We start from the raw sequence: 25,837 nt of genomic DNA, 5'->3' as shown, positions 1-25,837 counted from the left end.
ACACGCACGGACCCGGGGTCCGGCGGTATCGCGGCCATCTTCCGATGGCCCACGCGTGCGCGGGCCATCGCAGGAATTGGCACCTGGCGCGGCTGTGCGCTGCGCTGGTTGCCCCGGCTTCAAAGGGCCTGTCCCTCTGCCGGTCTCGATGGATGCGGCGCAGTCTGCAACGGGTTTTTGCGACTGTCAATCGCTTCATCCGCATAAAGCGATATTACTTCTTCTCGTCAGCGGCCGATGCGCGCGGCGCCATCGCGAATACACTTTCACCATGACCCCTCGCCGCTCCCGCATCGCCGCCGTGTGCACCCTGCTGCTGGCGACCGTCGCCTGCACGGGCACCGCGCCACGTCCCGACCTTCCGGCTGCCTCCGCGACGGCTGCGACCGTGGCGGTGGCCGAGGCGTTCGTATCGGAGGCGAACGAGAACGAGGAACTCGACTCCCTGGCCACGTGGCCCACGGAAGACGGTGGCCTGTGGGTGATCGCCACCGCCAAGGCGACGCACCGGCTGAAGGTGTTCGATGGCGATACCGGCGACTTCCTGCGCGAGGTCGGCACGCGCGGCTCTGCGGCCGGCCAGTTCAACCGACCCAATGGCATCGCCGTGCACGGCGACCTGCTGTTCGTGGTGGAGCGCGACAACCGACGCGTGCAGGTCATGTCGCTGCCCGGGTTCGAGCCGGTCGGCGAGTTCGGCCACGCCGAGCTGCGCAGCCCCTACGGCCTGTGGCTGCACGAGACCGCGCCGGGCGAGCTCGAGGTGTTCGTCACCGACAGCTTCATGCTGGGCGAGCGCTTCGACGTGGTGCCGCCGCTGGACCAGCTGGACGAGCGCGTGCGGCGCTACCGGGTGACGGTCGATGGCACCGGTGGCCTGCTAGCACGCGACGGCGGAAGCTTTGGCAGCACGCGCCCGGACACGGCGCTGCGCATGGTCGAGTCGATCGCAGGGGATGCCGCGGCCGGGCGCCTGCTGATCGCCGACGAAGACCGGCGTCACCGCTCCACGCTCTACGAGTACCGCCTCGACGGCCGCGCCACCGGGCGCCGCGTCCCCGACACCAGCTTCGGCGCCGAGGCCGAAGGCATCGCACTGTGGAGCTGCCCGGGTGGCGGCGGTTACTGGGTGGCGGTCGACCAGTTGATGCCGCTGGCCGAGTTCCACCTCTTCCGCCGCGACGCGCTCACGCCGGTGGGCAGCTTCCGCGGCGGCACGGTGTCCTACACCGACGGCATCGCGCTGCACGCGGCGCCCACCCGCGCCTTTCCCGGCGGTGCGCTGTATGCAGTGCACGCCGACCGCGCGGTTGCGGCGTTCGACCTGCGCGAAGTCGTCAATGCGCTTCGCCTCGACCAGGGCTGCGTGGACTGACGCCGTGGACGCGCGTCCGGCCCAGCTCGCCTGCCTTGCATTCGCGCTGGGCTTCGCCTGCGCAGTGCCGGCGCACGCGGCCAAGATCTACCGCTGGACCGACGACGCGGGCGTTACCCAGTACGGCGACCAGCCGCCGATGGCGGAGGCCGTACCGGTCACGGTGATCCCGGTGGAGTTCGAGCCCGGCGCCATCGCGCAGCTGCGCGTGGAGAACCAGGGCAGCCGCTACCTGGCGTGGGCGGACAACCGCCTGCCTGGCCCCATCGAAGTGCAGCTGCACTTCCAGGCGCAGGACAACATCGCCGGACGCCCGGCATTGCCGACGCGCACCCTGCTCGCCCCACGCTCCAGCGTCGTGGTCGCGCAACTGGCCGCGAGCGACCCCACGCGCAGCGGCCGTTTCGAACTGCGCATGGACAGCGTGCCGGGTGACCCGACTGCGCGTCCGCGCGACGTCGAGTACCGCCTGCCGCTGGAGCAGTACCGCATCCGCATCGACCAGGGCTACGGCGGCGGGTTCAGCCACGACGACCCGGCCAACCGCTACGCGATCGACTTCGCCGCCGACGAAGGCACCGCGGTGCTGGCCGCGCGCGAGGGCGTGGTGATGCAGGTGGAATCCGATTTCCAGCGCGCCGGGCTGGACCGCGAGGCCTACGGCGGCCGCGCCAACTTCGTGCGCATCCTGCACGACGACGGCTCGATGGCGCTGTACGCGCACCTGCAGCCCGAAGGCGCCTACGTGCGTGTTGGCCAGCGCGTGCGCACCGGCCAGCAGATCGGCCTGTCGGGCAACACCGGCTTCACCACCGGCCCGCACCTGCACTTCGCCGTGCAGGTCAACCGCGGCATGCGGCTGGAGTCGATCCCGTTTCGCATGAATGGCCCGACCGGGCCGCTGCGGATCGACGACGGGCGCTAGGCGCCGTAAGTCCCTGTAGGAGCGGCTTCAGCCGCGATCAAATGCCGGGGTCCCGTGTAGGCGCGACGTGCGTCGCGACCCTGCAATGACGTGCCAGCGCCCGTCGCGACTCACGTCGCTCCTACAGCTCCGTGGAGATCCGATCGCGGCTGAAGCCGCTCCTACAGGGAATAGTTACGCCGCTTCGGCGAGCTGCTCTTCCGCCAGCGCGCGCCACTGCGGCAGCTTGTCGAGCATGCCGACCGAGCGCAGGTAGGCCTCGTCGACCTCGGTGCCGCCGACCAGGGCCGACGCCACGTGCACCGCGCCCGCGACCCAGAAGCCGGACATGCGCATGCGGCCCGGCTGGTGGTGGCTGGCGACGGCCTCGACGATCGGCATCGGCAGGCCCCACAGGCCCAGCAGGTAGGCGCCGGCCTCGGCGTAGTGCGGGCCCTGGCCGTCGCCTGCGGCGGCTTCCTCGGCCTCGCGGCCGGGGATGCGCACGTCGGGCAGCAACATGCCGACCTCGGCCAGCAGGCCGGCGGTGGCGGCCAGTTCGGCGCTCGGTCCACCCAGCAGGCGGGCGGCGAGGCGCGAGGTGCGCAGTGCACGGTCCTGCATCGCGTCGCGGTCGATGCCGTTGGCCGGTCCGGTGCCGTTGTAGGCCTCGGCGGCCAGCACCAGGCGCTGGATGGTCGTCAGGCCCAGACGGGTCACGGCGGTGCGCATGTCCGTGACCACGCGACCGGCCGAGAAGTAGGCGGAGTTGCACAGGCGCAGCACCTTGGCGGCAATCGCCGGGTCCTGCGACAGCACTTCGGCGACATCGGCGGTGGTGGTGTCCGCGTCCCGCAGCAGCTGGGTCAGTTCGATATAGAGCTGCGGCGGCGGCGGCAGCGAGCCGATCTTGCCGATGGCTTCCTTCAGCGATTCGTTGTCGAGCAGTTCGCGCAGCTCGATCACGCTCTCGACCGCCTCGATCAATTCGCCCGCGTCCATCGGCTTGCGCAGCAGGCGGTGGGCGCTCTCCAGCACCTGCTCGACGCCGGCACCGTCGCCTTCGTCCAGCAGCAGGATGCGCACGGCCTCCGGGTAGCGGGCGCGGACCTGTGCCAGCAACTGGGGACCGGATTCGTCCGCCAGTTCGCGCTCGGCGACTACGGCGTCAGGCGCACGGTCGCCCGGCAGCGCCATCACGGCACCCGCATCGGCCACCCACAGCACGTCCCAGTCCAGCCCGAAATCCGCCAGCGCCTGCTCGAACTCGGCGGCGCGCGCGCCCTTTTCACCCACGATCACAATGAACACGACAGCTCCTCGGTCCCGACCTGAATGGGTAACGGCCGGCTGGCCGGTTCCCTGAAGGGGCCGGGCGTGATGGCCATCGCACTTCCACCGTCGGCGCCGTTGGCGCAACCCGAGCGAGCGGGCGCACTTCTCGACGCCGCGTGGACCGCCCCGGACTGCAGGCCCTGCCGCTCTCGACGCGACGCCCTCCGTCGGTACCGGGCGACCGTCCCGCCCCCGGCCGCCGGTATACTGCCCGGCTTCCTCAAGCCCGCCCGGACGCGCATCGCGCGTCATCGCCATGTCCGACGTATCCCAGCAGGCGCTGCGCCGCCGCACCTTCGCCATCATTTCCCACCCCGACGCGGGCAAGACCACGCTGACGGAGAAGCTGTTGCTGTTCGGCGGCGCGATCCAGATGGCCGGCAGCGTCAAGGGCCGCAAGGCCGCGCGCCATGCGACGTCCGACTGGATGGCACTGGAGAAGGAGCGCGGCATCTCGGTGACGTCCTCGGTGATGCAGTTCCCGTACGAGGGGCGCATCGTCAACCTGCTCGACACCCCCGGCCACGCCGACTTCGGCGAGGACACCTACCGCGTGCTGACCGCGGTGGACTCGGCGCTGATGGTGATCGACGTGGCCAAGGGCGTGGAGGAGCGCACGATCAAGCTGATGGAGGTCTGCCGCCTGCGCGACACACCGATCATGAGCTTCATCAACAAGCTGGACCGCGAGGGCAAGGACCCGATCGAGCTGCTGGACGAGGTCGAGTCGGTGCTGGGCATCCAGTGCGCACCGATCACCTGGCCGATCGGCATGGGGCAGCGCTTGAAGGGCGTGGTCCACCTGATCACCGGAGAGGTGCACCTGTACGAGCAGGGCCGCAACTTCACCCGCCAGGATTCGACCATCTTCCCGTCCATCGACGACCCCGGCCTGGCCGCGCGGATCGGCGAGCAGGCACTGGCCGAGCTGCGCGACGAGCTGGAGCTGGTGCAGGGCGCGAGCCACCCGTTCGACAAGGACGCCTACCTGCGCGGCGAGCAGACGCCGGTGTTCTTCGGCTCGGCCGTCAACAACTTCGGCGTGCAGCTGCTGCTGGACTTCTTCGTCGAGCATGCCCCCCCGCCGCGTCCGCGCGAGACCACCACGCGCGAGGTCGCGGCGACCGAGGACAAGCTCACCGGCTTCGTGTTCAAGATCCAGGCGAACATGGACCCGCAGCACCGCGACCGCGTGGCGTTCATGCGGATCTGCTCGGGCAAGTTCGAGGCGGGCATGAAGGCCTTCCACGTGCGCAGCGGCAAGGACATGAAGCTGGCCAACGCGCTGACCTTCATGGCGTCGGACCGCGAGATCGCCGAGACCGCGTACTCGGGCGACGTCATCGGCATCCACAACCACGGCACGATCTCCATCGGCGACACCTTCACCGAGGGCGAGAAGCTGTCGTTCACCGGCATCCCCAACTTCGCGCCGGAACTGTTCCGCCGCGCGCGGCTGCGCGACCCGCTCAAGCTCAAGCAGCTGCAGAAGGGCCTGGCGCAGCTGAGCGAGGAAGGCGCGACCCAGTTCTTCAAGCCGTTGATGAGCAACGACCTGATCCTGGGCGCGGTCGGCGTGCTGCAGTTCGACGTGGTGGCCTACCGCTTGAAGGACGAGTACGGCGTCGACGCGACGTTCGAGCAGGTGTCGGTCGCCACGGCGCGCTGGATCCGCTGCGACAACGCGAAGAAGCTGGAGGAGTTCCGCGACAAGAACGCGATGAACCTGGCCGAGGACGCCGCCGGCCAGCTGGTCTACCTCGCCCCGACCCGCGTCAACCTGCAACTGGCACAGGAACGCGCCCCGGACGTGACGTTCCTGGCCACGCGCGAGCACGCACACGCGGTGGCGGTGGACTGAGAGATTCGCGCGACCCGACGCCTCCGGGCGGTATCCCTCAGCGCATCGCCGGCCGCGGCGGCAGCTGCGCCAGCCACTCCGGCTCGGGCTGCTCGCGGTCGTAGTACTCGAAGATCAGGTGGATGCGGTCGGTATCGCCCGCGTTTTCCACCGCGTGTACCGCCATGTTGCTGACTTCCACGGCTTCGCCCTCCGGGAAGTGGTAGCCCACGCCATCGACGAAGAACGTCACCTTGTCGTTGGTCACCAGCGGCACGTGGATCTTGTGGGGCCACTTCGCGGCGGGATTGGCGTCCCGGTGCGGCTTGATGACGCCCCCGGGCGCCATGCGCGCCAGCATGACGCGGGGAAAGGCGGCGTCCTTGTAGCCGTAATCACGCACCGCCTGCGCCAGCACCGGCTCGAGCAGTCCTTTCCAGTCCCCCCAGAGCGGGCGGTCGTAGGAATCGCGCCAGTCCTGGAAGTTACTGACGAAGCGGAACACGATGTGGCGCGTACGGTCGAGGGCCTCGAACCGGTTGGGCTTGTCGGCGTTCTCGGCATCCCAGCGCGCCTCGTCGATGCGCAGCACCGCCTGGCGAAGCGCGGCGATATCGACCGGGCCAAGGCGGCGGATCGATTCGGTCTTGCGGGGATTGGCGTACATGTCAGAACTCGTATCCGAACAGTTCCAGGTCGCGTTGGTACCGGCGCGCGACCTCATCGCGGGAGCGCGCGTCATAGTAGTCCCGGTACCCGCCGCGGCGCGAACTGTTGACCTGGCCCAGCGTTGCCGTCGGGATGCCGATCCGGGCACAGATCGCGTCGTAGGACGCCTGCATGTCCTCCACGCGCCCGACCATCTCCGACAACAGCCGGCCTTGTTCGTCGACCAGGAAGGTGTGCTGGGGCTGAAACAGGATGTGCTGCTCGGGTGGCTGGACGAACAGCAGGTGGTGCATCACCGCCTGCGGGTTGGCCAGGAAGGCGCCGTTGGCCCGCGTCATGAAGGCGCAGTACGAGACGAAGCGATCGAACGGATTGCGCACGAAGGCGAACTTGAAATAGTCGCCGAAGGCCTCTTCGCCGAGAAAGGGGCGCACCTGCTGCAGCGAGATGTGGCCATGGCTGATCCGGGCCAGCTCCTCGAACGGGAACCGCTTGTTGACGAACAGGCCGACCTGTTCGAGATCCGCCTCGCTCATGTGCTCCCGCAGGGCCTGGCGCACCGAGTGGGTACCCGTCTTGGGGATGGCGGCGAAGACGAAGCGGTGTTCGTGGGAAATGATCATGCGGTGCCGACAGCGATTGGAATCGGACGATCATACGGGCCCCGCCCGTTCGCCTGCGTACGGTAGGATCGGGCCATGCAGCCCCCCGTTCCGCATGACCACCACTCCGGCCCCGCCGCGTCACGTGCAACGGCGGGTCGCGGGCCGGAATCCCATCATGTCCGCGAGGAGCTCGCCAACGCGCTGACCCACGGCTTGGGCGCAGCGGCGGCACTGGCCGGTGGCGCGGTGCTGGTGACGCTGGCGGCATTGAACGGGGATGGCTGGAAACTGGCGGGCGCGATCGTGTTCGGTCTATGCCTGCTGCTGCTGTACCTGGCATCGACGCTGTACCACGCCGTGCAGCACCCGGTGCTCAAGGGCCGGCTGAAAGTGTTCGACCACTGCGCGATCTACCTGTTGATCGCGGGCACCTATACGCCGTTCACGCTCATCGGCCTGCGCGGACCCTGGGGCTGGGGCCTGTTCGCGGCGATCTGGACGCTGGCGCTGGCCGGGGTCGTGTTCAAGCTGTTCTTCACCGGCCGCTTCCGGGGCCTGTCGACCGCCATCTATATCGCAATGGGCTGGCTGGTGCTGGTGGCGATCAAACCCCTGCTGGCGGCGCTGGATGCATGGACGTTCGGCTGGCTGCTGGCCGGCGGCGTCTGCTACACGCTGGGCACGGTCTTCTACCACCGGCCTTCGTTGCCTTACTCGCATGCGATCTGGCACCTGTTCGTGGTCGCCGGCAGCGTGTGCCACTACGTGTCGGTACTGGCGCAGATCCATCCGGCGGCCTGAGTGCGGCGTCGCGCTGGATTCAAGCGGCTGTTCACCCCGGCTTGACCCGGCCGTCGGGATGGTGGGCCTTCCGCAACCCGCAGGAGGAGACCCACGTGCGTACCCCGATGATGGCCATCTCGACCCTTGCACTGGCGCTGGCATTGTCCGCGTGCCGCGACCATTCCGACCTGACACCGGCCAGCGATGCGACGCCGGCGGCAACCGAGCCCACGACCGACGCCACGCCGCCGGCAGAGGACGCGCTGACGATGGCGACCTACACCTGCGATGGCGACCATCGCGTCAGCGTCGACGGCGACACCGCGCAGGTCATGCTGGCCGACGGACGCACCGTCGAGCTCTCGCGCAGCTCCGGCGCGTCCACCGCGACGTTTGCGGGCGAAGCGATCGAGTTCACCGGCGACGCCGAAGGCGGCACGCTGGTACGGGATGAAGGCGGCAGCTTCACGTGCCAAGCCGGCTGACTGGCTCGGGGCGATCGAACGCAGTCGGGGCACTTGAATGACCTCAACGTCGCCGCAGGAGCGCCCGACCGGAACACGCACCGGTCCGGCGCTCCATTTCCAGCGCGTGGGGGCATCAATTCGCGCGCATCCGGTATTGACCGCATTGACCGCCGCGCTGGCCACACTGCTGGCGCTCATCCTGTTGTGGGACTGGAACTGGTTCCGCGGCCCCGTTGAGCGCCAGGTCGAAGCCCGTACCGGGCGCAGTTTCGACATCGGTGGAGACCTGGACGTCGACCTCGGCCGGATCACCACGATCCGCGCGGCCGACCTCACGCTGGGGAACGTGGCGTGGTCGAAGCGCGACGCAATGGCCTCCGCCGACCTGCTGCAGTTCACGGTCGACGTCCCTGCCCTGTTCACCGGCAACGTGCGCCTGCCCGAACTCAGGCTCAGCTCACCCGAGGTGTGGTTCGAGGCGGGCGAGGAACCAGGCGGAAACTGGACGTTCGGCGACGGCGATGGGCCGGGCCCGCATCTGGGCGACATCTGGATCGAAGACGGGCGCCTGCATTTCCAGGATGCCGCCAACGACACCCGTATCGACGTGGCGGTCGTCAGCCGACGTTCGCGTCGCGGCGGAAACGCACCGGTCGGCATCGCCGGTGACGGCATCTGGAAGGGCGAGCCGTTCGACATACAGGGCGTCACCGAGTCGCCGCTGGAGCTGCGCGACAGCGAGCGGCCGTACCGCGTCGACCTGCAGGCCGAAGCCGGCCCGACACGTGCCCACGCGCGCGGCGCGCTGGTCAATCCGTTCCGCTTCCGCGACTTCGACCTGAAGCTCGAGCTGGCCGGCCGCGACCTCGCCGATCTGTACCCGCTGATCGGCATCGCCACGCCCAACACACCGCCCTACACGCTCGACGGACGCCTGCAGCGCGACGGCCGGGTGTGGACCTACAAGGACCTGTCGGGCCAGGTCGGCGACAGCGACCTGGCCGGCACTGCCAGTGTCGATACGTCAGGGGAGCGCCCGTTCCTGCGTGCGGACCTGCGCTCGCAGCACCTCGATTTCGACGATCTGGCCGGGTTCGTCGGTGGCGCGCCGAAATCGGGGGCCGGCGAGACCGGAAACTCGGAACTGACAGCAGCCAACCGGGACACGCGGGCGCGCGGCAGGGTCCTACCGGATACGCCCTACGAGCTCGACAAGCTGCGCGCCATGGATGCGGACGTGCGCCTGCGCGCCGCCACGCTTGAGGCACCCGGTTGGCCCCTGGAGGACATGGACGCGCACCTGTTCCTGGGAGGCGGGCAGCTGCGATTGGATCCGCTCAATTTCGGCGTGGCCGACGGCGATATCCGGTCCACCATCCAGATGGATGCACGCGAGGACACCATCCGCACTCGCGCCGACATCAACGCGCGCGGGCTGACTCTGGCCAAGTTGCTGCCCACGGTCGAGCTGGCCCGCGATGCGGTCGGCAAGGTCGGCGGTCGCGTGACGCTGGCGGGCCAAGGCAATTCCGTCGCCGGCATGCTCGGGACCAGCAGTGGCGACGTCGCCATCGGCATGGGCCCGGGGCGCATCAGCAACCTGCTGATGGAATTCGCCGGGCTCGACCTGGCGGAAATCATCAAGTTCAAGATGACCGATGACCGGCAGATCCCCGTGCGCTGCGCCTTCGGGGACTTCGGCGTCAAGAATGGCGTGATGCAGGCACGTGCGCTGGCGTTCGACACCACCGACACGATCCTTGTGGGCTCCGGCACGATCAGCCTGCGCAACGAGCGCCTGGACCTGCTCATCCGGCCCCGCCCGAAGGATCGCAGCCTGCTGTCGTTGCGCTCGCCGCTGGTGGTGACCGGGAGCTTCGCCGACCCCGACATCCGTCCCGACTTCAAACGGCTCGGGTTGCGCGGTGCGATCGCGTTAACGCTGGCCAGCGTCGCGCCGCCCGCCGGCCTGCTGGCCACGCTGGAACTGGGGCCGGGCGAAAACGCGGCGTGCGGTGGCCAGTACGCGGAGTGAAACGGGCCGTGCGGCTCAGCTCGCGATATAGCGCTGCAACTGGTCCAGCTCGACCTGCTGGTCTTCGATGACCGCCTTGACCAGGTCGCCGATGGAAACCACGCCGAGCACCTGTCCGTTGCTGGTTACCGGCAGGTGCCGGATGCGGCGGTCGGTGACCAGTTGCATGCAACGATCGGTGGTTTCGTCCAGCCCGATCGTCACGACGTCGGAGGTCATGATCTCGCGCACGGGCGTGGTGGCCGACGAGCGTCCCTGCAACACGATCTTCCGCGCGTAGTCGCGCTCGGACAGGATCCCGGCCAGGCGGCCATCCTGGATCACCAGCACGGCTCCGATGCATTTTTCCGCCATAAGGCGGATCGCATCGATGACCGGTGCGTCCGGACCGATCGCGAAGACTTCAGGCGCCTTCGCCTCCAGCAGCTGCCGAACGGTGCGCATGGCCGCTTCCTCCGACTGGAACCTGCCGCGAGGATACTCCTGCCGCAGGCCGCCAGACGTCGACCAGGTAAAGCGGCCGCTGCTTGGACTCCTCGTACAGGCGGCCCAGGTATTCGCCGATCAGGCCCAGGGCGATCAGCTGGATGCCGCCCAGGAACAAGATCACCGCCATCATCGTCGGCCAGCCGGCTACGGGGTCGCCCCAGAGCAGCGCCTTTGCGATGACCCAGAGCCCGTAGACGAACGCGAGCGCGGCCGTGGCAAGGCCCAGGTACGTGGCCAGACGCAAGGGCGCAGTCGAAAAGCTGGTGATGCCCTCCAACGCAAGGTTCCACAGGCGCCAGAAGTTGAACTTGCTGGCACCGGCGGCACGCGGCTCGCGGTGGTACGGGATCGAGGTGCGGTTGAAGCCGACCCACCCGAACAAGCCCTTCATGAAGCGGTGGCGTTCGCGCAGCTGCGCCAGCGCCGCCAGCGCACGAGGCGACAGCAGCCGGAAGTCGCCGGTATCGGCCGGGATCGGCGTACGCGACAGGCGGCCGATCACCCGGTAGAACGCATGCGCTGTCGCGCGCTTCAGCCAGCCCTCGCCGTCCCGCACGAGACGTGTGCCGTGAATGTCGTCGAAGCCGTCTTGCCACAGCTCGACAAACCGGGGGATCAGCTCGGGCGGGTCCTGGCCGTCGGCGTCGAGGATCAGTGCGGCGCCTTCGTCCACGCGATCCAGTCCGGCCGTCAGCGCCAGTTCCTTGCCGAAGTTGCGCGACAGCCGCAAAAGCCCGACCCGTGCGTCGCCCGCCGCCAGGCCCTGCAATACAGACCAGGTGCCATCGGTGCTGCCGTCATCGACGTAAAGCACGCGCCCGGTGACGCCTTGGGACTCGAGTCCCTCGAGCACGGCCGCGATACGCGGGTGCAGCAACGGCAGGCTGTCGCCCTCGTTGTAGGCGGCGACGACAACAGTCAGCAGGTCATGGGGCATGCCGCGCATGGTAGCGGCTCAGTCCAGCGCTTCGAGGTGCGCACGGCCGCCGATGTAGCGCATCTGCCGCTCGATGGCCCGCGTCCTGCGCTGCACGTACGGGCCCGGGTTGGCCGCGCTGTAGCGGCGGGGGCTGGGCAGCACCGCGGCCAGGCGCGCGGCCTGGCTTGCAGTGAGGCGGTCGGCGTCCCGCCCGAAGTAGCGCCGAGCCGCCGCCTGGGCGCCGTAAACCCCATCGCCGAACTCGGCCACGTTGACGTACACCTCCAGGATGCGGGTCTTGGGCCACAGCGCTTCCATCAGCAGCGTGTACCAGGCCTCGATCCCTTTGCGCACCCAGCTGCGACCGCTCCACAGGAACAGGTTCTTGGCGGTCTGCTGGCTGATCGTGCTGGCGCCGCGCGTGGAGCGGCCGCGCGCGTTGTGGGCACGCGCTTTCTCGATCGCCTCCAGGTCGAAGCCATGGTGGCGGCTGAAGTTCTGGTCTTCCGAGGCGATCACCGCCAAAGGCAGCTCGGGGGCGATCGCACCCAGGTCCCGCCATGCGTATGACATCCGGAAATCCCGATCGCCGGACCGCCACGCTTCGACCTGACGCGCGGCCATGAAGGCGCTGAAAGGTGGGTCTACCCAGCGCAGTACCAGCACCTGCAGCACGGTCGCCAGCATGACCAGCAACGGCATGGCCAGCAGCCAGCGGCCCCAGCGACGCCATCTCGATTTCCTGGCGCCCTTGGGCCCCGTCGCTTGCGTCATCTCCTTGCGCCCCCACTTACGCCACGTCGCATGCACGTTTGCATGTCCATTATCACCGCAGCCCCACCCCGAGTGCCCCATGACCGACCAAGACCCCTCCTCCCTCGACCTCGATGGCCTGACGCGCTTCCTCATTCTGGGGGCCGGGGTCCGGGGCGTCAGGGTGCATCTGCAGGACACCTGGCGGCAGATCCGCGAAAGGGAGGACTATCCGGCCGCCGCCGCCGAGCTGCTGGGTGAAGCCAGCGCCGCCGCCGCGTTGTTGACTGGGCACACCAAGGTCGACGGACGGCTGTCCCTCCAACTGCAGGCCAACGGTGCGATCCGGACGCTGTTCGCCGAATGCACCGCCGCCGGCACCCTGCGCGGCATCGTGCAACTGGGCGAGGGCGCGACGCCCACGCGGGACCTGCGCGACCTGGGGCCTGACGCAGTGCTGGCGATCACCGTCGAGAACCCGCGTCCCGGCGCGCAGGGTCAGGAGCCGCTCCGCTACCAGGGGCTGGTGTCGCTCACGTCCGACACGCTGGCGGGCGCACTGGAGGATTACTTCCAGCAGTCCGAACAGCTCCCCACCCGCCTACTGCTGGCGGCTGACGGGGACCGGGCGGCGGGACTCATGCTGCAGAAGCTCCCGGGCGACGAGGGCGACGAGGACGGTTGGCTTCGGGTGGGCGCGCTGTTCGACACGCTCGGCCCGGTTGAACTGCTCGAACTGCCCGGCGATACGTTGCTGACGCGACTGTTCCACGAGGACGGTGTGGAGTTGCTGGGTCGCAAACCGCTGGCCTTCGCGTGCTCGTGCTCGCGTGAGCGCGTCTCCGCAATGCTCGCGTCGCTGGGTCCCGAGGAGGCGCGGGCGGCTGCGGCCGACGGGCAAGCCGAAGTGCGTTGCGAATTCTGTGGGCAGCGTTACAGCTTTACCGCGGGGGAAGTCGAGACACTACTGACGCTCCATGGCCAGGAGATGTCGGCCCCGGAGCGGGTGCAGTAGGGGACGTACCGCCGACCGGCGGCAATTGTTAAATAAACATAAATCGCCTATAGTCCCTGCCTCATCCCGGCGGGAACTCCGCCGACCAGGACGGGTCGTAGAGCAACGGAATGAAGACGCGATCGCTGCAATTGCCGCTTGCCCTCCTGCTGGCCCTCGGGCTGGCCGGCGGCGCGCACGCGCAATCCGGCAACAGCGCCCGCACCGATAGCACCGTCCTGCCCGTGTGGAACCGGGCAAGCGGCAACCTCGAAGCTGTCCTGCTGCTCGAACCTGCCCCCAATGCGGGCGGCCGTTGGCGCGTAGGCCGTAACCTGCTCGATGCCAACCTCGGTGCGACCGCTGGCGACTCGCTCGGCCTGGTATGCGATCGCAAGGCCGGCCTGGCAGGCGCCATCGGCAACCTGGCCAACCACTGCATGCTGGCATCGCTCGACGGCGACCGCTCCCGTGGCGGGTCACGCCAGTTGGCGGCGGGCGCCAGCCTGTCGCGTAACGGCAACCGTGTCGGCCTATCTATAGGTGAAGGGCGCGACACCCTGCCCAGCTGGCTGAGCCCCAGTGGCCGCAGCGAGCAGGTGGATGGAAACACGCTGACCGTCTACGGCCAGAAGAACATCGGCCGCGAAGCCACCGTATCCATCGGCGGCACGTGGGCCCGCGCCCGCCTGATCCCCGCGGGCGAAGTGCCCGACTCCGTCAGCAGCCATTTCAACGATCGCTGGAACACGCAGAGCGTGACCGTCGGCGCCGACATCGGCGACTTCGGGGCCAGCATCATCGGGCGTGTCGTCGATACGCCCGAGCAGGACGGACAGTGGGAAGGACTCGGCCTGGGCCTGACGTGGCGCACGCCGTGGAGCGGCCAGCTCACGGTGGGAGCCGAGAACGTCGTGACCCGCGGCAAGAACCCCTTTGCGCCCAACAATGGCGACAAGGAAGAGGGCACGGTTCCCTATGTCCGGTACGAGCAGGACCTGTAGATTTTTGGTCTTCACGGGACCTGAACAGGTCTATTCGAACCTAAACCATTGATTAGAAAGAATAACGCCGCCCTCAACAGGGCGGCGTTCTTGTTTGTTAACAACACTTTAATTTTTGTCCGGAGGGGGCTAGTATCGGCGCGGCCTTGCCGGATTTGGCGTCTCACTTGACTCCACCGGCGGGTTCCCATGGGAAACCAAGACTGACTTGGAGAGAGAGATGACCTTGAAGACCACCAAGCTCCGCGACGCGATTTCCTTCGCGCTCGTCGTGGGCGCAACCGCTGCTGCCGGCACGGGCGTCGCATTCGCCCAGGACGCCGAAGAGCAGGAAGCCACCACCCTTGACCGTATCGAAGTCACCGGCTCGCGCATCAAGCGCACCGATATCGAGACCTCGCAGCCGGTCTTTTCGCTCAACCGCGAGGAAATCGCGGCCCAGGGCCTGACCTCCGTCGGCGATGTGATCCAGAACATCTCGGCGAACGGCTCGACCCTCAACAGCACCTACAACAACGGCGGCAACGGCGAGACCCGCGTCAGCCTGCGCAACCTTGGTTCCAACCGCACCCTGGTGCTGGTCAACGGCCGTCGCTGGGTCGGTGGCACCGGCCTGGGTGGCGCAGTCGACCTGAACACCATCCCGACCGCCGCCGTCGAGCGCATCGAAGTCCTGAAGGACGGCGCCTCGGCGATCTATGGCTCCGACGCCATCGCGGGCGTGGTCAACGTCATCCTGCGCCAGAACTTCGAAGGCGCCGAAGCCAACGCCTACTACGGCCAGTTCGAGCAGGGCGACGGCGCCCGCCAGGCCTACGACTTCACCGTCGGTTCCAGTGGCGACCGCTGGTCGGCGATGTTCGGCATCGGCTACGTCAAGGAAGATCCGGTCATGGCCGGCGACCGCGAGATCTCCGCGGTACCGGTGTTCGGCTCGACGCCGGGCTTCGGCGGCAGCTCCACCACCCCGGACGGCACCTTCTGCATCCTGGGCGATACCCAGTTCTGCGAGCATCCGAACGGCGAGTACGGCCTGTGGCAGATCAACCCGACCGCCCCGGAGGGATACACGACCTACCGCGGCAGCATCGACAACTACAACTTCGCGCCTGACAACTACCTGATCACGCCGCAGGAGCGCACCTCGCTGTTCGCCAACGGCAGCCTGGACATCACGGACGACATCCGTTTCCGTGCCACGACCCAGTTCAACCAGCGCCGCTCCGAGCAGCTGCTGGCAGCCATGCCGGTGGTCATCATCCCGATCTTCGGCAACGGTGCGCCGGCGTTCGGCCCGGATGACACCGTCATCAGCGAAGACAGCATCTACAACCCGTTTGGCCGCAACATCGACTGGGTGCAGCGCCGCGTCACCGAGACCGGCGGCCGTTCGTTCAACCAGGACGTGGATACCTTCGCGTTCAATGGTGGGTTCGAAGGCAGCTTCGACGTCGGCGACCGGTTCTACACCTGGGACCTGGGCTACTTCTACGGCGAGAACGAGCAGAACGACACCACGTTCGGCCTGTTCCAGTACAGCAAGCTGAAGAACGCCCTCGGCCCGTCGATGGTCGTCGACGGCACGCCGATCTGCGTCAGCACCCCGGGCGATGCCTCCACCCAGATCGACGGCTGTGTACCGCTGAACTTCCTGGGCGGCGAAGGCACCATCACCCCGGAGATGCTGAACTACGTGTCCTTCGTGGCCCAAGATTCGTTCGGCTACAAGCAGCGCACCTACTACGGCAGCATCGGTGGCGAGCTGTTCGACCTGCCGGGCGGCCCGCTGGCCTTCTCGTTCGGCCTGGAAAACCGCAAGGAGTCCGGTTACGACCAGCCCGACGCGCTGATCAACGCCGGCGACACCACCGGCAATGCTCGCACGGCCACCGCTGGCGGTTACTCGCTGGACGAGGCGTACCTCGAGTTCGCCATCCCGGTGCTGGCCGACATCCCGGGTGCCGAGCTGCTGGAGTTCAGTGTCGCGACGCGCTATTCGGACTACAGTAACTTCGGCGACACGCTCAACAGCAAGTTCGGGTTCAAGTGGAAGCCGATCTCGGACCTGCTGGTGCGCGGTAACTGGGCCGAAGGTTTCCGAGCCCCGGCCATCGGCGAGCTGTTTGCGGGCGAGGCGGATTCGTTCCCGACCCTGCTCGACCCCTGCAACAACGTCAACTTTCCGGGCCTGAGCGCCGAGCAGCAGGCACGCTGCACGTCCGCAGGCGTGCCGGCGGGCGGCTACAACCAGACCAACTCGCAGATCCGCATCACGGTCGGTGGTAACCCGAACCTGCAGCCGGAAAAGTCCGAGTCCCGCACGCTGGGCTTCGTCTGGAACCCGTCGTTCATCGAGGGCTTCGACGTTTCGCTCGACTGGTGGAACATCGAACTGGACGACACCATCAGCGGCCTGTCGGGCCAGGCGATTGCCGACCGCTGCATCCGCGACGGTGACGCGCAGGCCTGCGGCCTGATCACCCGCGGCGCCAACGGCTCCATCGTCGACCTGCTGTCGTCGGGCCTCAACATCGGCAGCGCCGAGGTCGAGGGTTACGACATGACGGTCGGTTACCGCATGCCGGATACGGCGTACGGCAACTTCAACTTCATCTGGGACAGCACCTACCTGTCGAGCGTCGAGTACGACTTCGACGGCGACGGCACCCGCGGCGAAGTCAGCGAAGGTGGCAACCTGGTCGGCGAGTACTCGGACCGCAACAACAACTGGCGCATCCGCTCGAACCTGGCCGTGCGCTGGGAGATGGGCGACTGGGGCGCGGCGTGGAACTCGCGCTTCTACTCGCACCAGACCGAGGACTGCACGGGCTTCAACGCTGCCAACACGGCGCTGCTCTGCTCGGACCCGGACCGCATCGTGAACGATGAAGACGGCAATCCGGTAGCTTCGCCGGAGAACCGCATGGGATCGGTCACCTACCACGATGCCAACGTGTTCTGGAACGCACCGTGGAACGCCCGCGTGACCCTGGGTGTCAACAACCTGTTCGACAAGGATCCGCCGCGTTCCGCGTCGACCTTCGCCAACAGCTTCGACCCGCAGTATGAAATCCCGGGTCGCTTCCTGTACATGAAGTACACCCAGCGCTTCTGATCCACACCGCTGGTATCGCAGTACTTGCTACGGCCCCTCACGGGGCCGTAGTTTTTTGTGCTCGCCCTACACGACATCCGAGCCTTCAACCATGCCACTGGAAATCGCTTCGATCTTCGCCGTTCCTTTCGCCCAGGATTTCCATCCCGACGCCGAACGACTCAACCGTGAGCTGAAATCGCTGATCATTGCCCGGGAGGCGGAGGGCGACCGCCATGCCAATCCGCACACATCGCTCAAGCAGCAACCAGGCGTGTTCGAGAGCGCATTCAACTTCTTCGCCTGGCCGGAAACCTGCGTGCAGCAGCTTCGGCAGTTCGCATGGGGCTGCCTGGGGCGGACGGTGCAGGAGCTCAACGGTTATTCGGCCGAGGACGTGCAGAAGCTCAGGATCGCCTCGCACACGTGGTTCCACGTAACCCGCCATGGAGGCTTTACGATCCTGCACACGCACCCGATGGCCTCTTGGTCGGGGGTGTACTGCGTGGCGCCGGGCGAGACGCCGCCAGACCGGCCGGAGTCGGGCATCCTTCGCTTCCACAATCCGCACCACTACAGCAACTATTTCACTGACGCAGGCAACGTGCGGCTCAAACCGCCCTACCACCACGGCACCTGGAGCGTGCCGTTCAGGGCCGGCCAGCTGGTCCTGTTCCCTTCATGGCTGCAGCACGAGGTACTGCCCTTCTACGGTAGTGACGAACGCATCACCGTCGCATTCAACTGCTGGTTTCCACAGGACGCCGGCTAGTTCAGGCAGGCTCCGCCGGCTGCGCGCGAAAGTGCCGCGCGGAGAGGCTCAAGCTGGGCCGCATAAGGGCGCCAGGCGCCGCCTCTGTTCTTCTGGATGCCCGAACGAACGTCGGCAAGACTGGCGGTGGCCACCGCTCCTCCTTCCCTTGAGGGGTGCAGCACCGCGTCGTGCGGATCCATACCGCAGAACGCCATGATGCGGGCCGCCTCCCCTTCCGGGTCATCTACCAGCTGCTGGTAGTCAATATCCAGGATCCTCCCGGGCCACATGTCGTGCCAGTGCTTCATGAGGGCCTGGTAGCCGAGGAAGTAGTCGGCAAGTTCGCTCTGGTCGTAGCTGTAGGGGGCTGCCGTGCTGAAAAGCGTGCGCAGGTTCGAGAAGCAGGTATCCATTGGATCCCTGCGCATGTGCAGGACCCGCGCCTCCGGCATTGCGGCCAGGATTACACCCAGATGCAGGAAGTTGGAGGGCAGCTTTTCCGTGAGGAACCGCCGCCCGCGCGCCTGCCACCGGGTGTATTCCAACAGGTCGTATCGGATGCCGGTCAAGTCCAAATGACTGCGGCCAAGGCGGCCCACGAGCTCGGCATCCAGAACGTGCGGCGAGTAGTGGTCGGTTGCATGCCGGACCGCCGCGCTGACGGCATAGCTTTCGCCGCCATCGCGAACGTCGGGGTGGCCACCCAGCATCCGTTCCAGAAGCGTCGTTCCCGACCGGTGCATGCCGACCACGAATACCGGCGTGACCTGCGACGCGCCAGTCGCCAGCGGAACTTCGTCGAACCTCGGTAGCGCTTCGAGGGCCCCGAAGAGGTCCCGGTGCGTCGCTGGGTCGTAGGTGAGGCTCATGCGCTTGGCCTTGCAGGCCCGTTCCAGCGCCGTCCACGCAGCGCCATGGTCTCCGGATGCGTGCAGATAATTGTGGATTGCGTACGCGAGATAGACCTCGTCCGCACTGCCGGCCTTTGCGGCATGCAGGGCGTGCTCCAGCCGTGCCAGCTCGGCGGGCCGGGAAGCGGCCATCCCTGACTGCATCGACAGGAGCCACATCGCCCTCGCAGCATCGCCCGAACCTGAGTTCGCAACGCGCTGCAACGAGGCGGTAGCCGCTGCCGAATCGCCGTCGATCATCTGTAGCGTTGCGCGCAGGCCGAGCGGCCGCACGTCGCCTGCCGGCAAACCAGCTTCGGCCAGGATTAAGGCGTTCCGGGCCTCGCCATAGAGCGCGATCGGTGCCAGCTCACCGGCAAGTGTAAGCAGCAGGTCCGGCGGACATTGCCGCCAGTCCACCCCCTGCACGACCTGCTGCACGCGCTCATGGTCCTCGAACCGGCGCAACAGCCGGATCGCCTGCAAGGCCAGCTCCGGCGACGCCGGGCGAGACAAGGCCACCTGGCGGGCCAGCAAACGGGCCTCGCGGTAGCGGTCCTGGGCCAACAGCCAAATCGACAGCTGCAGCACCGCTGGAACGAAGCCCGGCTGCACATCGAGCAGCTGCTGCATCTCCGCCACGGCCCCGGCGAGGTCGGATGCACGCATACGGACAACCGCAGCCTGCCAGTGCGCGGCGGCCCCGGGGCGCAGCCGATGGCCGTACATCACGACATCAGGCGCCGGACTCGACACTGGAACCCTGACGGAGGTGCGTCAGGCCAACGACCCGGCAATGCGCCGCTGTTCGTCGACCAGAGCCTGGGGCATCCGTGGGCCATAGCCGGCAAGATAGTCGCCGATGGCCTGGAACTCCGCGCTCCAGCCGTCGCGCTCATAGCCGAACAGCTTACACAGCGCCTCGTCGCCGAGCTCAATGCCGTCGAGGTTGAGGTCGTCGGCCGAAGGCAATGCCCCGATCGGCGTCTCGACGGCGCCCGCAGTGCCGTTGACCCGCCCGATCATCCACTCGAGCACGCGCAGGTTGTCGCCGAACCCCGGCCACAGGAACTTGCCGTCGTCGCCCTTGCGGAACCAGTTGACGTGGAAAACCTTGGGCAGCTTCGCGCCGGGGGTGTCGAACGACAGCCAGTGTGCGAAGTAGTCCGCGAAGTTGTAGCCGCAGAACGGCTTCATCGCCATCGGGTCGCGGCGCATCACGCCGACCGCGCCGGTCGCCGCGGCCGTGGTTTCCGAGCCCATCGAGGCGCCCACGAGGACACCGTGCGTCCAGTCACGAGCCTCGAACACCAGCGGCACGAGGGATGCACGCCGACCGCCGAAGACGATCGCGCTGATCGGCACGCCGGCCGGGTTCTCCGCCTCGGGCGAGTAGCTGGGGCAGGCCTTGGCGCTGACGGTGAAGCGCGAGTTGGGGTGCGCGGCCGGGCGCTTGGCCGGGTCATACGGCTCGCCGCGCCAGTCGATGGCCGGCTGCTGACCGTTGTCCAGGCCTTCCCACCACGGCTGGTTGTCGGCGGTCACGCCCACGTTGGTGAAGATCGCATCGCGCTGCAGGCACGCCAGCGCATTGGGGTTGGACTTCTTCGAGGTGCCGGGTGCGACGCCGAAGAAGCCGGCCTCCGGGTTGATCGCATACAGCCGGCCATCCTTGCCGGGACGCATCCAGCAGATGTCGTCGCCGACTGTCCAGACCTTCCAGCCCGCATTCCGATAGCCTTCCGGCGGGATCAGCATCGCCAGGTTGGTCTTGCCGCAGGCCGAGGGGAACGCCGCGGCGATGTAGTGCGTCTCGCCCTGCGGGTTCTCGATGCCGAGGATGAGCATGTGCTCGGCCAGCCAGCCCTCGCTGCGGGCCTGGTGGCTGGCAATGCGCAGCGCATGGCACTTCTTGCCGAGCAGCGCATTGCCGCCGTAGCCGGAGCCGAAGGACTTGATGGCCAGCTCTTCGGGGAAATGCATGATGAAGCGGCGGTCCGGGTCGAGTTCGCCCGTGGAGTGCAGCCCCTTCACGAAGGTGCCTTCCTTCTCGATCCGCGCCAGCGCCGGCGCGCCCATGCGCGTCATGATCCGCATGTTGGCGACCACGTACGGGCTGTCGGTGATTTCCACGCCGCAACGCGACAGCGGCGAGTCGATCGGCCCCATGCAGTACGGGATCACGTACATCGTGCGGCCGGCCATGCAGCCGTCAAACAGCGCATCCATCTTGGCGTGCGCCTCGTCCGGCGCCATCCAGTGGTTGTTGGGGCCGGCGTCATTCTGGTCATCGGTGCAGACGAAGGTCAGGTGCTCCACGCGCGCGACATCGTCCGGGTCGGAGCGGTGCAGGAAGCTGTTGGGGTGGGTCTGCTCGTTGAGGCGCACGAGCGTGCCGTCACCAAGCATCTGCGCGACCAACGCCTCGTTCTCGGCATCGCTGCCATCACACCAGTGGATGCGATCGGGCCGCGTCAGCGCTGCGACCTCGGCCACCCACTCATTGAGGTTGGCGAGCCGGCTACCGTCGCTCCCCTTGGCAATGTCAGTGCGGTCGACGTCTTTGGAAATGGCGTTCACGGCGGTACTCCGGGGACAAATGAAAGCGTGGGAACGATGCTGCCGGGCGCCTCAGGGCGCGGGAATCAGCGTGGCCATCACGTGCTCGACGTAGGCCTCGAATTCATCGTGTTGCAGGCGCGCCTGGTGCAACTGCAGGTTGAGTTGCAGGAAACCGACATAGGCGGCGTACGCCAGGCGTGCCCGGTGCTGGGCGTCGGTCCGGCTCAACCCGGCCTGGCGGAACGAGGCGGTCAGGTAGTCCATGCGGCGTTCCGAGACGCGACCGATCACCGGCTGCACGGCCGGGTGGTCCAAGGCCTTCAGCAGCTCGGAATAGATGACGTGCGACTTGAACTCGTGCGCGACGAGGTTGAACAGCGCGCGCAGACGCTCGCTCGGGTCGGGGATCGCCTCCAGCTTGCCGAAGACGGTTTCCTGCTCGACTTTCTCCCAGCGCTCCAGGGCCGCTACCAGCAGCGCGTCACGCGACGGGAAGTGCCAGTAGAAGCTGCCCTTGGTCACGCCCAGGCGGCGGGCCAGCGGCTCGACCGCCACCGCGGCCACGCCCTGCTCGGCGATCAGGTCCAGGGCGGCCTGCGCCCAGTCGTCCGCGCTCAGGCGGCCATTGCGTTCGGTCTTGGATGGGCTGGCAGGGCTCATAAGGTGGCGAGTGTAACAACCGTACCGAAGGGGCGGTAAGGGTATGCATGCCGGCCGTCGGCCGCGACTGCCGCCGTCGCGGAATGGCTTCGCGCCGGCGTCGCGACCAGGATTTGACAGGCCGGCCGTGACGTTACCATACTCACGCGTATGTTGATGCCGGCGCCACGGGAATGCCCGGCCATCACACCGCCGTTACTAACCTGTCGAATCCCAGTCCGGGGGCGACTGCGCCCCACGTTACCCGGCCCGCCCCTGGAGTCTGTCCATGAGCATCCTTGCACCCTTCCTCGTTCTGATCGCGATCGCCGCGGTTTCGGCGTACCACCGCTGGCGGCTGGCCGTCTGGGCGGCGCTGACCGCCACCGCGCTGGTCGCCTGCTGGCTGCTGGATGCCAATGCCACGGCCACGGTGGTGGCGGGCGTGCTCGCCGCGCTGGTGGCCGTGCCGCTGCTGATCCCGCAGATCCGCCTGCCGCTGATCACCGCGCCGCTGCTGAAGTTCTATACGAAGATCCTGCCGCCGCTGTCGGAAACCGAACGCGTTGCGCTGGAGGCCGGCACCGTCGGTTTCGAGGGCGAGCTGTTCTCCGGGCGCCCCGACTGGAACGTCCTGCTCAACCAGCCCAAGCCGACCCTGAGCGCCGACGAGCAGGCGTTCCTGGATGGCCCGGTGGAAGAGCTCTGCCGGATGACGAACGACTGGGACATCACCCACGTGCGCGCCGACCTGCCGCCGGAGATGTGGGAGTTCATCAAGAAGAACAAATTCTTCGGGATGATCGTGCCCAAGGAGTACGGCGGCCTCGGCTTCTCCGCGCTGGGCAACCACAAGGTCATCGAGAAGCTGTCCTCGATCTCCTCGGTCGTCAGTTCGACCGTCGGCGTGCCCAACTCGCTGGGCCCGGCCGAACTGTTGATGCACTACGGCACGCAAGAGCAGAAGGACCACTACCTGCCGCGCTTGGCCGATGGCCGCGAGGTGCCCTGCTTTGCGCTGACCGGCCCGTGGGCGGGCTCGGACGCCACCTCGATCCCCGACTTCGGCATCGTCTGCAAAGGTGAGTGGAACGGCGCCAACGTGCTGGGCGTCAAGCTCACGTTCGACAAGCGCTACATCACCCTGGCCCCGGTCGCGACACTGATCGGCATGGCCTTTCGCATGTACGACCCGGACGGCCTGCTGGGCGACACGCGCGACATCGGTATCAGTCTGGCGCTGCTGCCGCGCGACACCCCGGGCATCGACATCGGGCGCCGCCACTTCCCGCTCAACAGCCCCTTCCAGAACGGCCCGCTCAATGGCCGCGAGGTGTTCATCCCTCTCAGCCAGCTGATCGGTGGCGAAGCCTACGCCGGCAAGGGCTGGCAGATGCTGGTGGAGTGCCTGTCGATCGGCCGCTCGATCACCCTGCCGTCCACCGCCAGCGGCGGCTCGCGCATCGGCGCGCTGGTAACCGGCGCCTACGCGCGCATCCGCAAGCAGTTCGGGCTGTCGATCGGCCGCTTCGAGGGTGTCGAAGAGGCGCTGGCCCGCATCGGCGGCAAGGCCTACACGATCACCGCGCTGGCCGAGGCATCGGCGGCGGCGGTCGCACGTGGCGAGCTGCCGGCCGTGCCGTCGACGATCTCCAAGTACCACTGTACCGAGATGGGCCGCGAACTGGTCCAGGACGCCATGGACATCCACGGCGGCAAGGGCATCATCCTGGGGCCGAAGAACTACCTCGGCCGCTCGTGGCAAGCCTCGCCGATCTCGATCACGGTCGAGGGCGCCAACATCATGACGCGCTCGCTGATGATCTTCGGGCAGGGCGCCATCCTGTGCCACCCGTGGGTGCTCAAGGAGATGAAGGCCACCACCCTGCCCGACCCGGACGAGCGCCTGCGCGAGTTCGACCGCAACCTGTTCGGGCACATCGGCTTTGCGATTTCCAACGCCGTGCGCTCGTTCTGGTTCGGCCTGACCGCGGCCCGCTTCGGCGCCGCACCGGGCGACGCCTACACCCGTCGCTACTACCGCAAGCTCAACCGCTACTCGGCGGTGCTGGCGCTGTGTGCGGACACCTCGATGCTGCTGCTGGGCGGCAAGCTCAAGTTCAAGGAGTCGCTGTCGGGCCGCCTGGGCGATGTGCTGAGCCAGCTCTACATCACCAGCGCGATGCTCAAGCGTTACGAGGACCAGGGCCGTCCGGCCGCCGACCAGCCGCTGCTGGCGTGGGCCTTCCACGACGCCGTGCACAAGATCGAAGTGGCGCTCTCGGGCGCGCTGCGCAACTTCCCGGTGCGCCCGGTCGGTTGGCTGCTGTGGGCGCTGGTGTTCCCGCTGGGCCGTCGCGCGCAGCCGCCGAGTGACCGCCTCGGCCACAAGGTCGCGTCCCTGCTGATGTCTCCGAACGAGGCGCGCGATCGCCTGGGCCTGGGGGCCTTCCTGACTCCAACGGCCAACAACCCGGCCGGCCGCATCAACAGCTACCTGCAGAAAGTGGTGCTGGCCGAGCCGGTGGAGCGCAAGTTCCTCAAGGCCCTGAAGACGCGAGACATCGAGTCGCTCAGCTTCGCAGCGCAGCTCGACGAAGGCGTGCGCGAGGGCTGGATCACCGCCGAAGAACGGGTCCTGCTGGAGGAGCTGCGCGAAATGACCATCGACGCCATCAGCGTGGACGACTTCGAGGCCGAGGAACTGCGCTCGGCCGGCTATCGCCCACAGCGCGAGCAGGACCGCGCGGCGGCCTGACGCGCCGCACTTCTTGGCACAACCGACGACGGCGGGTTATCCCGCCGTTGTCGTTTCCGGCGCCCCAGGACTGCCGCTGCATGCCGCACGGATACACGAAATGGCCACGCGCATCGTGACCCTTTACCGCCGCCTGTCCAGCTGGCCCGCCGGGCGCTGGCTGTTTTCGCGCGCGGTGTGCCTGAAGGCGCCCTACTTCGGCACCATCGCGCCCACGGTGACCGTGCTAGAGCCGGGCCGGTGCGAGGTGCGCATGCGCGACCGCCGGCGCGTGCGCAACCACATCGGCACGGTGCATGCCATCGCGCTGTGCAACATGGCCGAGCTGGCCGGCGGCCTGGTGACCGACGCCAACCTGCCGCCCGGCATGCGCTGGATTCCGAAGGGAATGACCGTCGAGTACGTGGCCAAGGCACGCGGCACGATGACGGCGGTGGCGGTGCCCGAGGTCGAGCCGGTGGCAAGCGACGCCGGCTACGAACTCCCGGTTGCCGTCGAGGTCAGGAATGCAGCCGGCGAGCCCGTTTTCCGCGCCCGCATCTCGATGTGGCTGTCGCCCCAGCTCGGGACCGACCGCGATGCGACCGGCTCGTGAACGAATGGATCGTCCTGTCAGCCGGCATCCACAGCCTCGCGTTCGCGCTGTTCCACCTTGCGTTCTGGCGACTGTTCCACTGGCGGGACACCCTGCAGCGCGCGACACCGGTCGACCGCGCGGTCATCCAGATCCTCAACCTGCGCCTGACCTATGTGTTCGCGATGGTCGCGGCGTTGTGCTTCGCGTTCCCGGTTGAGCTGCACTCGACTCCGCTGGGCCGCGCCGTATTGGCCGGCATGGCGCTGTTCTGGGTGGGTCGCACGGTCGAGCAGTTCGTCTTCCTGCGCATCAACAACCCGGCCATACACCTGCTGACGGCTGCATTTGTCCTGGGTGCCGTGTTGTTCGCCTGGCCGTTGTTCGCCTGAGG

The 25,837-nt window shown here is 67.6% G+C and carries 22 protein-coding genes and 1 riboswitch; of the genes, 13 read left to right on the top strand and 9 right to left on the bottom strand.

The window, feature by feature from the left end; genetic code table 11:
• Nucleotides 1–31 precede the first annotated feature (31 nt).
• Nucleotides 32–155, bottom strand: a riboswitch (SAM riboswitch).
• Between the two features lie 116 nt (nucleotides 156–271).
• Together K6753_RS07580 and K6753_RS07575 are read left to right on the top strand one after the other, a co-directional pair.
• Complete coding sequence (locus tag K6753_RS07580) at nucleotides 272–1,375, top strand: NHL repeat-containing protein (RefSeq protein ID WP_223675848.1); 1,104 nt, start codon at nucleotides 272–274, stop codon at nucleotides 1,373–1,375.
• 4 nt (nucleotides 1,376–1,379) lie between these two features.
• Nucleotides 1,380–2,300 (top strand): peptidoglycan DD-metalloendopeptidase family protein, encoded by a 921-nt coding sequence (locus K6753_RS07575; protein ID WP_223675847.1) that lies wholly within the window; start codon nucleotides 1,380–1,382, stop codon nucleotides 2,298–2,300.
• Between the two features lie 174 nt (nucleotides 2,301–2,474).
• Here K6753_RS07575 and K6753_RS07570 read toward each other — a convergent pair whose 3' ends face one another.
• Nucleotides 2,475–3,590 carry an HDOD domain-containing protein gene (locus K6753_RS07570; RefSeq protein WP_223675846.1) on the bottom strand — a complete coding sequence of 372 codons (1,116 nt, stop codon included), beginning with the start codon at nucleotides 3,588–3,590 and terminating at the stop codon, nucleotides 2,475–2,477.
• Nucleotides 3,591–3,870: 280 nt separating this feature from the next.
• On the opposite strand from K6753_RS07570, the gene K6753_RS07565 reads away from it, so the two are divergent.
• Entirely contained in the window at nucleotides 3,871–5,475 is a 1,605-nt protein-coding gene (locus K6753_RS07565; RefSeq protein WP_223675845.1) for a peptide chain release factor 3, read from the top strand.
• Between the two features lie 37 nt (nucleotides 5,476–5,512).
• Here the strand turns inward: K6753_RS07565 and K6753_RS07560 are convergent, their stop codons facing one another.
• Both K6753_RS07560 and K6753_RS07555 read right to left on the bottom strand, forming a co-directional pair.
• Nucleotides 5,513–6,121: an aspartyl/asparaginyl beta-hydroxylase domain-containing protein gene (locus K6753_RS07560; protein WP_223675844.1), complete on the bottom strand. Its 609-nt coding sequence runs from the start codon at nucleotides 6,119–6,121 to the stop codon at nucleotides 5,513–5,515.
• Nucleotide 6,122: 1 nt separating this feature from the next.
• Nucleotides 6,123–6,746 carry a sulfotransferase family 2 domain-containing protein gene (locus K6753_RS07555; RefSeq protein WP_223675843.1) on the bottom strand — a complete coding sequence of 208 codons (624 nt, stop codon included), beginning with the start codon at nucleotides 6,744–6,746 and terminating at the stop codon, nucleotides 6,123–6,125.
• A 75-nt stretch (nucleotides 6,747–6,821) separates the two neighbouring features.
• Between K6753_RS07555 and trhA the strand changes: the two genes are divergently transcribed.
• From trhA to K6753_RS07540, 3 genes are all read left to right on the top strand, one after another.
• A complete protein-coding gene (gene trhA, locus K6753_RS07550; protein ID WP_223675842.1) occupies nucleotides 6,822–7,529 on the top strand; it encodes a PAQR family membrane homeostasis protein TrhA in 708 nt (235 codons plus the stop codon).
• 95 nt (nucleotides 7,530–7,624) lie between these two features.
• On the top strand, nucleotides 7,625–7,996 hold the full coding sequence (locus K6753_RS07545) for a hypothetical protein (RefSeq protein WP_223675841.1): 372 nt from the start codon (nucleotides 7,625–7,627) through the stop codon (nucleotides 7,994–7,996).
• A 136-nt stretch (nucleotides 7,997–8,132) separates the two neighbouring features.
• Complete coding sequence (locus K6753_RS07540) at nucleotides 8,133–10,013, top strand: AsmA family protein (protein ID WP_223675840.1); 1,881 nt, start codon at nucleotides 8,133–8,135, stop codon at nucleotides 10,011–10,013.
• Between the two features lie 15 nt (nucleotides 10,014–10,028).
• On the opposite strand, the gene K6753_RS07535 is transcribed toward K6753_RS07540, so the two are convergent.
• Genes K6753_RS07535 through mtgA form a run of 3 tightly spaced genes read right to left on the bottom strand, consistent with a single transcriptional unit; the run spans nucleotide 10,029 to nucleotide 12,195 of the window.
• Nucleotides 10,029–10,457 (bottom strand): CBS domain-containing protein, encoded by a 429-nt coding sequence (locus K6753_RS07535; protein WP_223675839.1) that lies wholly within the window; start codon nucleotides 10,455–10,457, stop codon nucleotides 10,029–10,031.
• Entirely contained in the window at nucleotides 10,417–11,439 is a 1,023-nt protein-coding gene (locus K6753_RS07530) for a glycosyltransferase family 2 protein (RefSeq protein ID WP_223676138.1), read from the bottom strand. The genes K6753_RS07535 and K6753_RS07530 overlap by 41 nt, the downstream gene beginning before the upstream one ends.
• 18 nt (nucleotides 11,440–11,457) lie before the next feature.
• The gene (mtgA, locus tag K6753_RS07525) at nucleotides 11,458–12,195 is read right to left on the bottom strand and encodes a monofunctional biosynthetic peptidoglycan transglycosylase (RefSeq protein WP_223675838.1); all 738 of its coding nucleotides are present in this window, start codon (nucleotides 12,193–12,195) and stop codon (nucleotides 11,458–11,460) included.
• A gap of 79 nt (nucleotides 12,196–12,274) precedes the next feature.
• Here mtgA and hslO point away from each other — a divergent pair, with 79 nt between their 5' ends.
• The 4 genes from hslO to K6753_RS07505 all read left to right on the top strand — a co-directional run bounded on the left by hslO (nucleotide 12,275) and on the right by K6753_RS07505 (nucleotide 18,038).
• The gene (gene hslO, locus K6753_RS07520; RefSeq protein WP_223675837.1) at nucleotides 12,275–13,189 is read left to right on the top strand and encodes an Hsp33 family molecular chaperone HslO; all 915 of its coding nucleotides are present in this window, start codon (nucleotides 12,275–12,277) and stop codon (nucleotides 13,187–13,189) included.
• A 110-nt stretch (nucleotides 13,190–13,299) separates the two neighbouring features.
• Entirely contained in the window at nucleotides 13,300–14,172 is an 873-nt protein-coding gene (locus K6753_RS07515; protein WP_223675836.1) for an XOO1806 family protein, read from the top strand.
• Nucleotides 14,173–14,392: 220 nt separating this feature from the next.
• Entirely contained in the window at nucleotides 14,393–17,287 is a 2,895-nt protein-coding gene (locus K6753_RS07510) for a TonB-dependent receptor domain-containing protein (protein WP_223675835.1), read from the top strand.
• Between the two features lie 91 nt (nucleotides 17,288–17,378).
• Nucleotides 17,379–18,038, top strand: coding sequence for a putative 2OG-Fe(II) oxygenase (locus K6753_RS07505; protein WP_223675833.1), 660 nt, complete (start codon nucleotides 17,379–17,381; stop codon nucleotides 18,036–18,038).
• On the opposite strand, the gene K6753_RS07500 is transcribed toward K6753_RS07505, so the two are convergent.
• From K6753_RS07500 to K6753_RS07490, 3 genes are all read right to left on the bottom strand, one after another.
• Nucleotides 18,035–19,579 (bottom strand): tetratricopeptide repeat-containing sulfotransferase family protein, encoded by a 1,545-nt coding sequence (locus K6753_RS07500; RefSeq protein WP_223675831.1) that lies wholly within the window; start codon nucleotides 19,577–19,579, stop codon nucleotides 18,035–18,037. The two genes, K6753_RS07505 and K6753_RS07500, sit on opposite strands and share 4 nt — an antisense overlap.
• 108 nt (nucleotides 19,580–19,687) lie before the next feature.
• Nucleotides 19,688–21,454, bottom strand: coding sequence for a phosphoenolpyruvate carboxykinase (GTP) (locus K6753_RS07495; protein ID WP_425492092.1), 1,767 nt, complete (start codon nucleotides 21,452–21,454; stop codon nucleotides 19,688–19,690).
• Between the two features lie 87 nt (nucleotides 21,455–21,541).
• Nucleotides 21,542–22,132, bottom strand: coding sequence for a TetR/AcrR family transcriptional regulator (locus K6753_RS07490; RefSeq protein ID WP_223675828.1), 591 nt, complete (start codon nucleotides 22,130–22,132; stop codon nucleotides 21,542–21,544).
• 268 nt (nucleotides 22,133–22,400) lie between these two features.
• Here K6753_RS07490 and K6753_RS07485 point away from each other — a divergent pair, with 268 nt between their 5' ends.
• From K6753_RS07485 to K6753_RS07475, 3 genes are all read left to right on the top strand, one after another.
• Complete coding sequence (locus tag K6753_RS07485) at nucleotides 22,401–24,869, top strand: acyl-CoA dehydrogenase (protein ID WP_223675826.1); 2,469 nt, start codon at nucleotides 22,401–22,403, stop codon at nucleotides 24,867–24,869.
• 100 nt (nucleotides 24,870–24,969) lie between these two features.
• Nucleotides 24,970–25,464: a hotdog fold domain-containing protein gene (locus K6753_RS07480; protein ID WP_223675825.1), complete on the top strand. Its 495-nt coding sequence runs from the start codon at nucleotides 24,970–24,972 to the stop codon at nucleotides 25,462–25,464.
• Entirely contained in the window at nucleotides 25,461–25,835 is a 375-nt protein-coding gene (locus K6753_RS07475) for a hypothetical protein (RefSeq protein WP_223675823.1), read from the top strand. Before K6753_RS07480 ends, K6753_RS07475 begins: the two co-directional genes overlap by 4 nt.
• Nucleotides 25,836–25,837 lie beyond the last annotated feature (2 nt).

This window comes from Novilysobacter selenitireducens (assembly GCF_020026895.1).
Classification (GTDB): domain Bacteria; phylum Pseudomonadota; class Gammaproteobacteria; order Xanthomonadales; family Xanthomonadaceae; genus Lysobacter_C; species Lysobacter_C selenitireducens.
The sequence above is the reverse complement of the archived record's forward strand: the minus strand, read 5'-3'. Positions and strand labels throughout refer to the sequence as shown.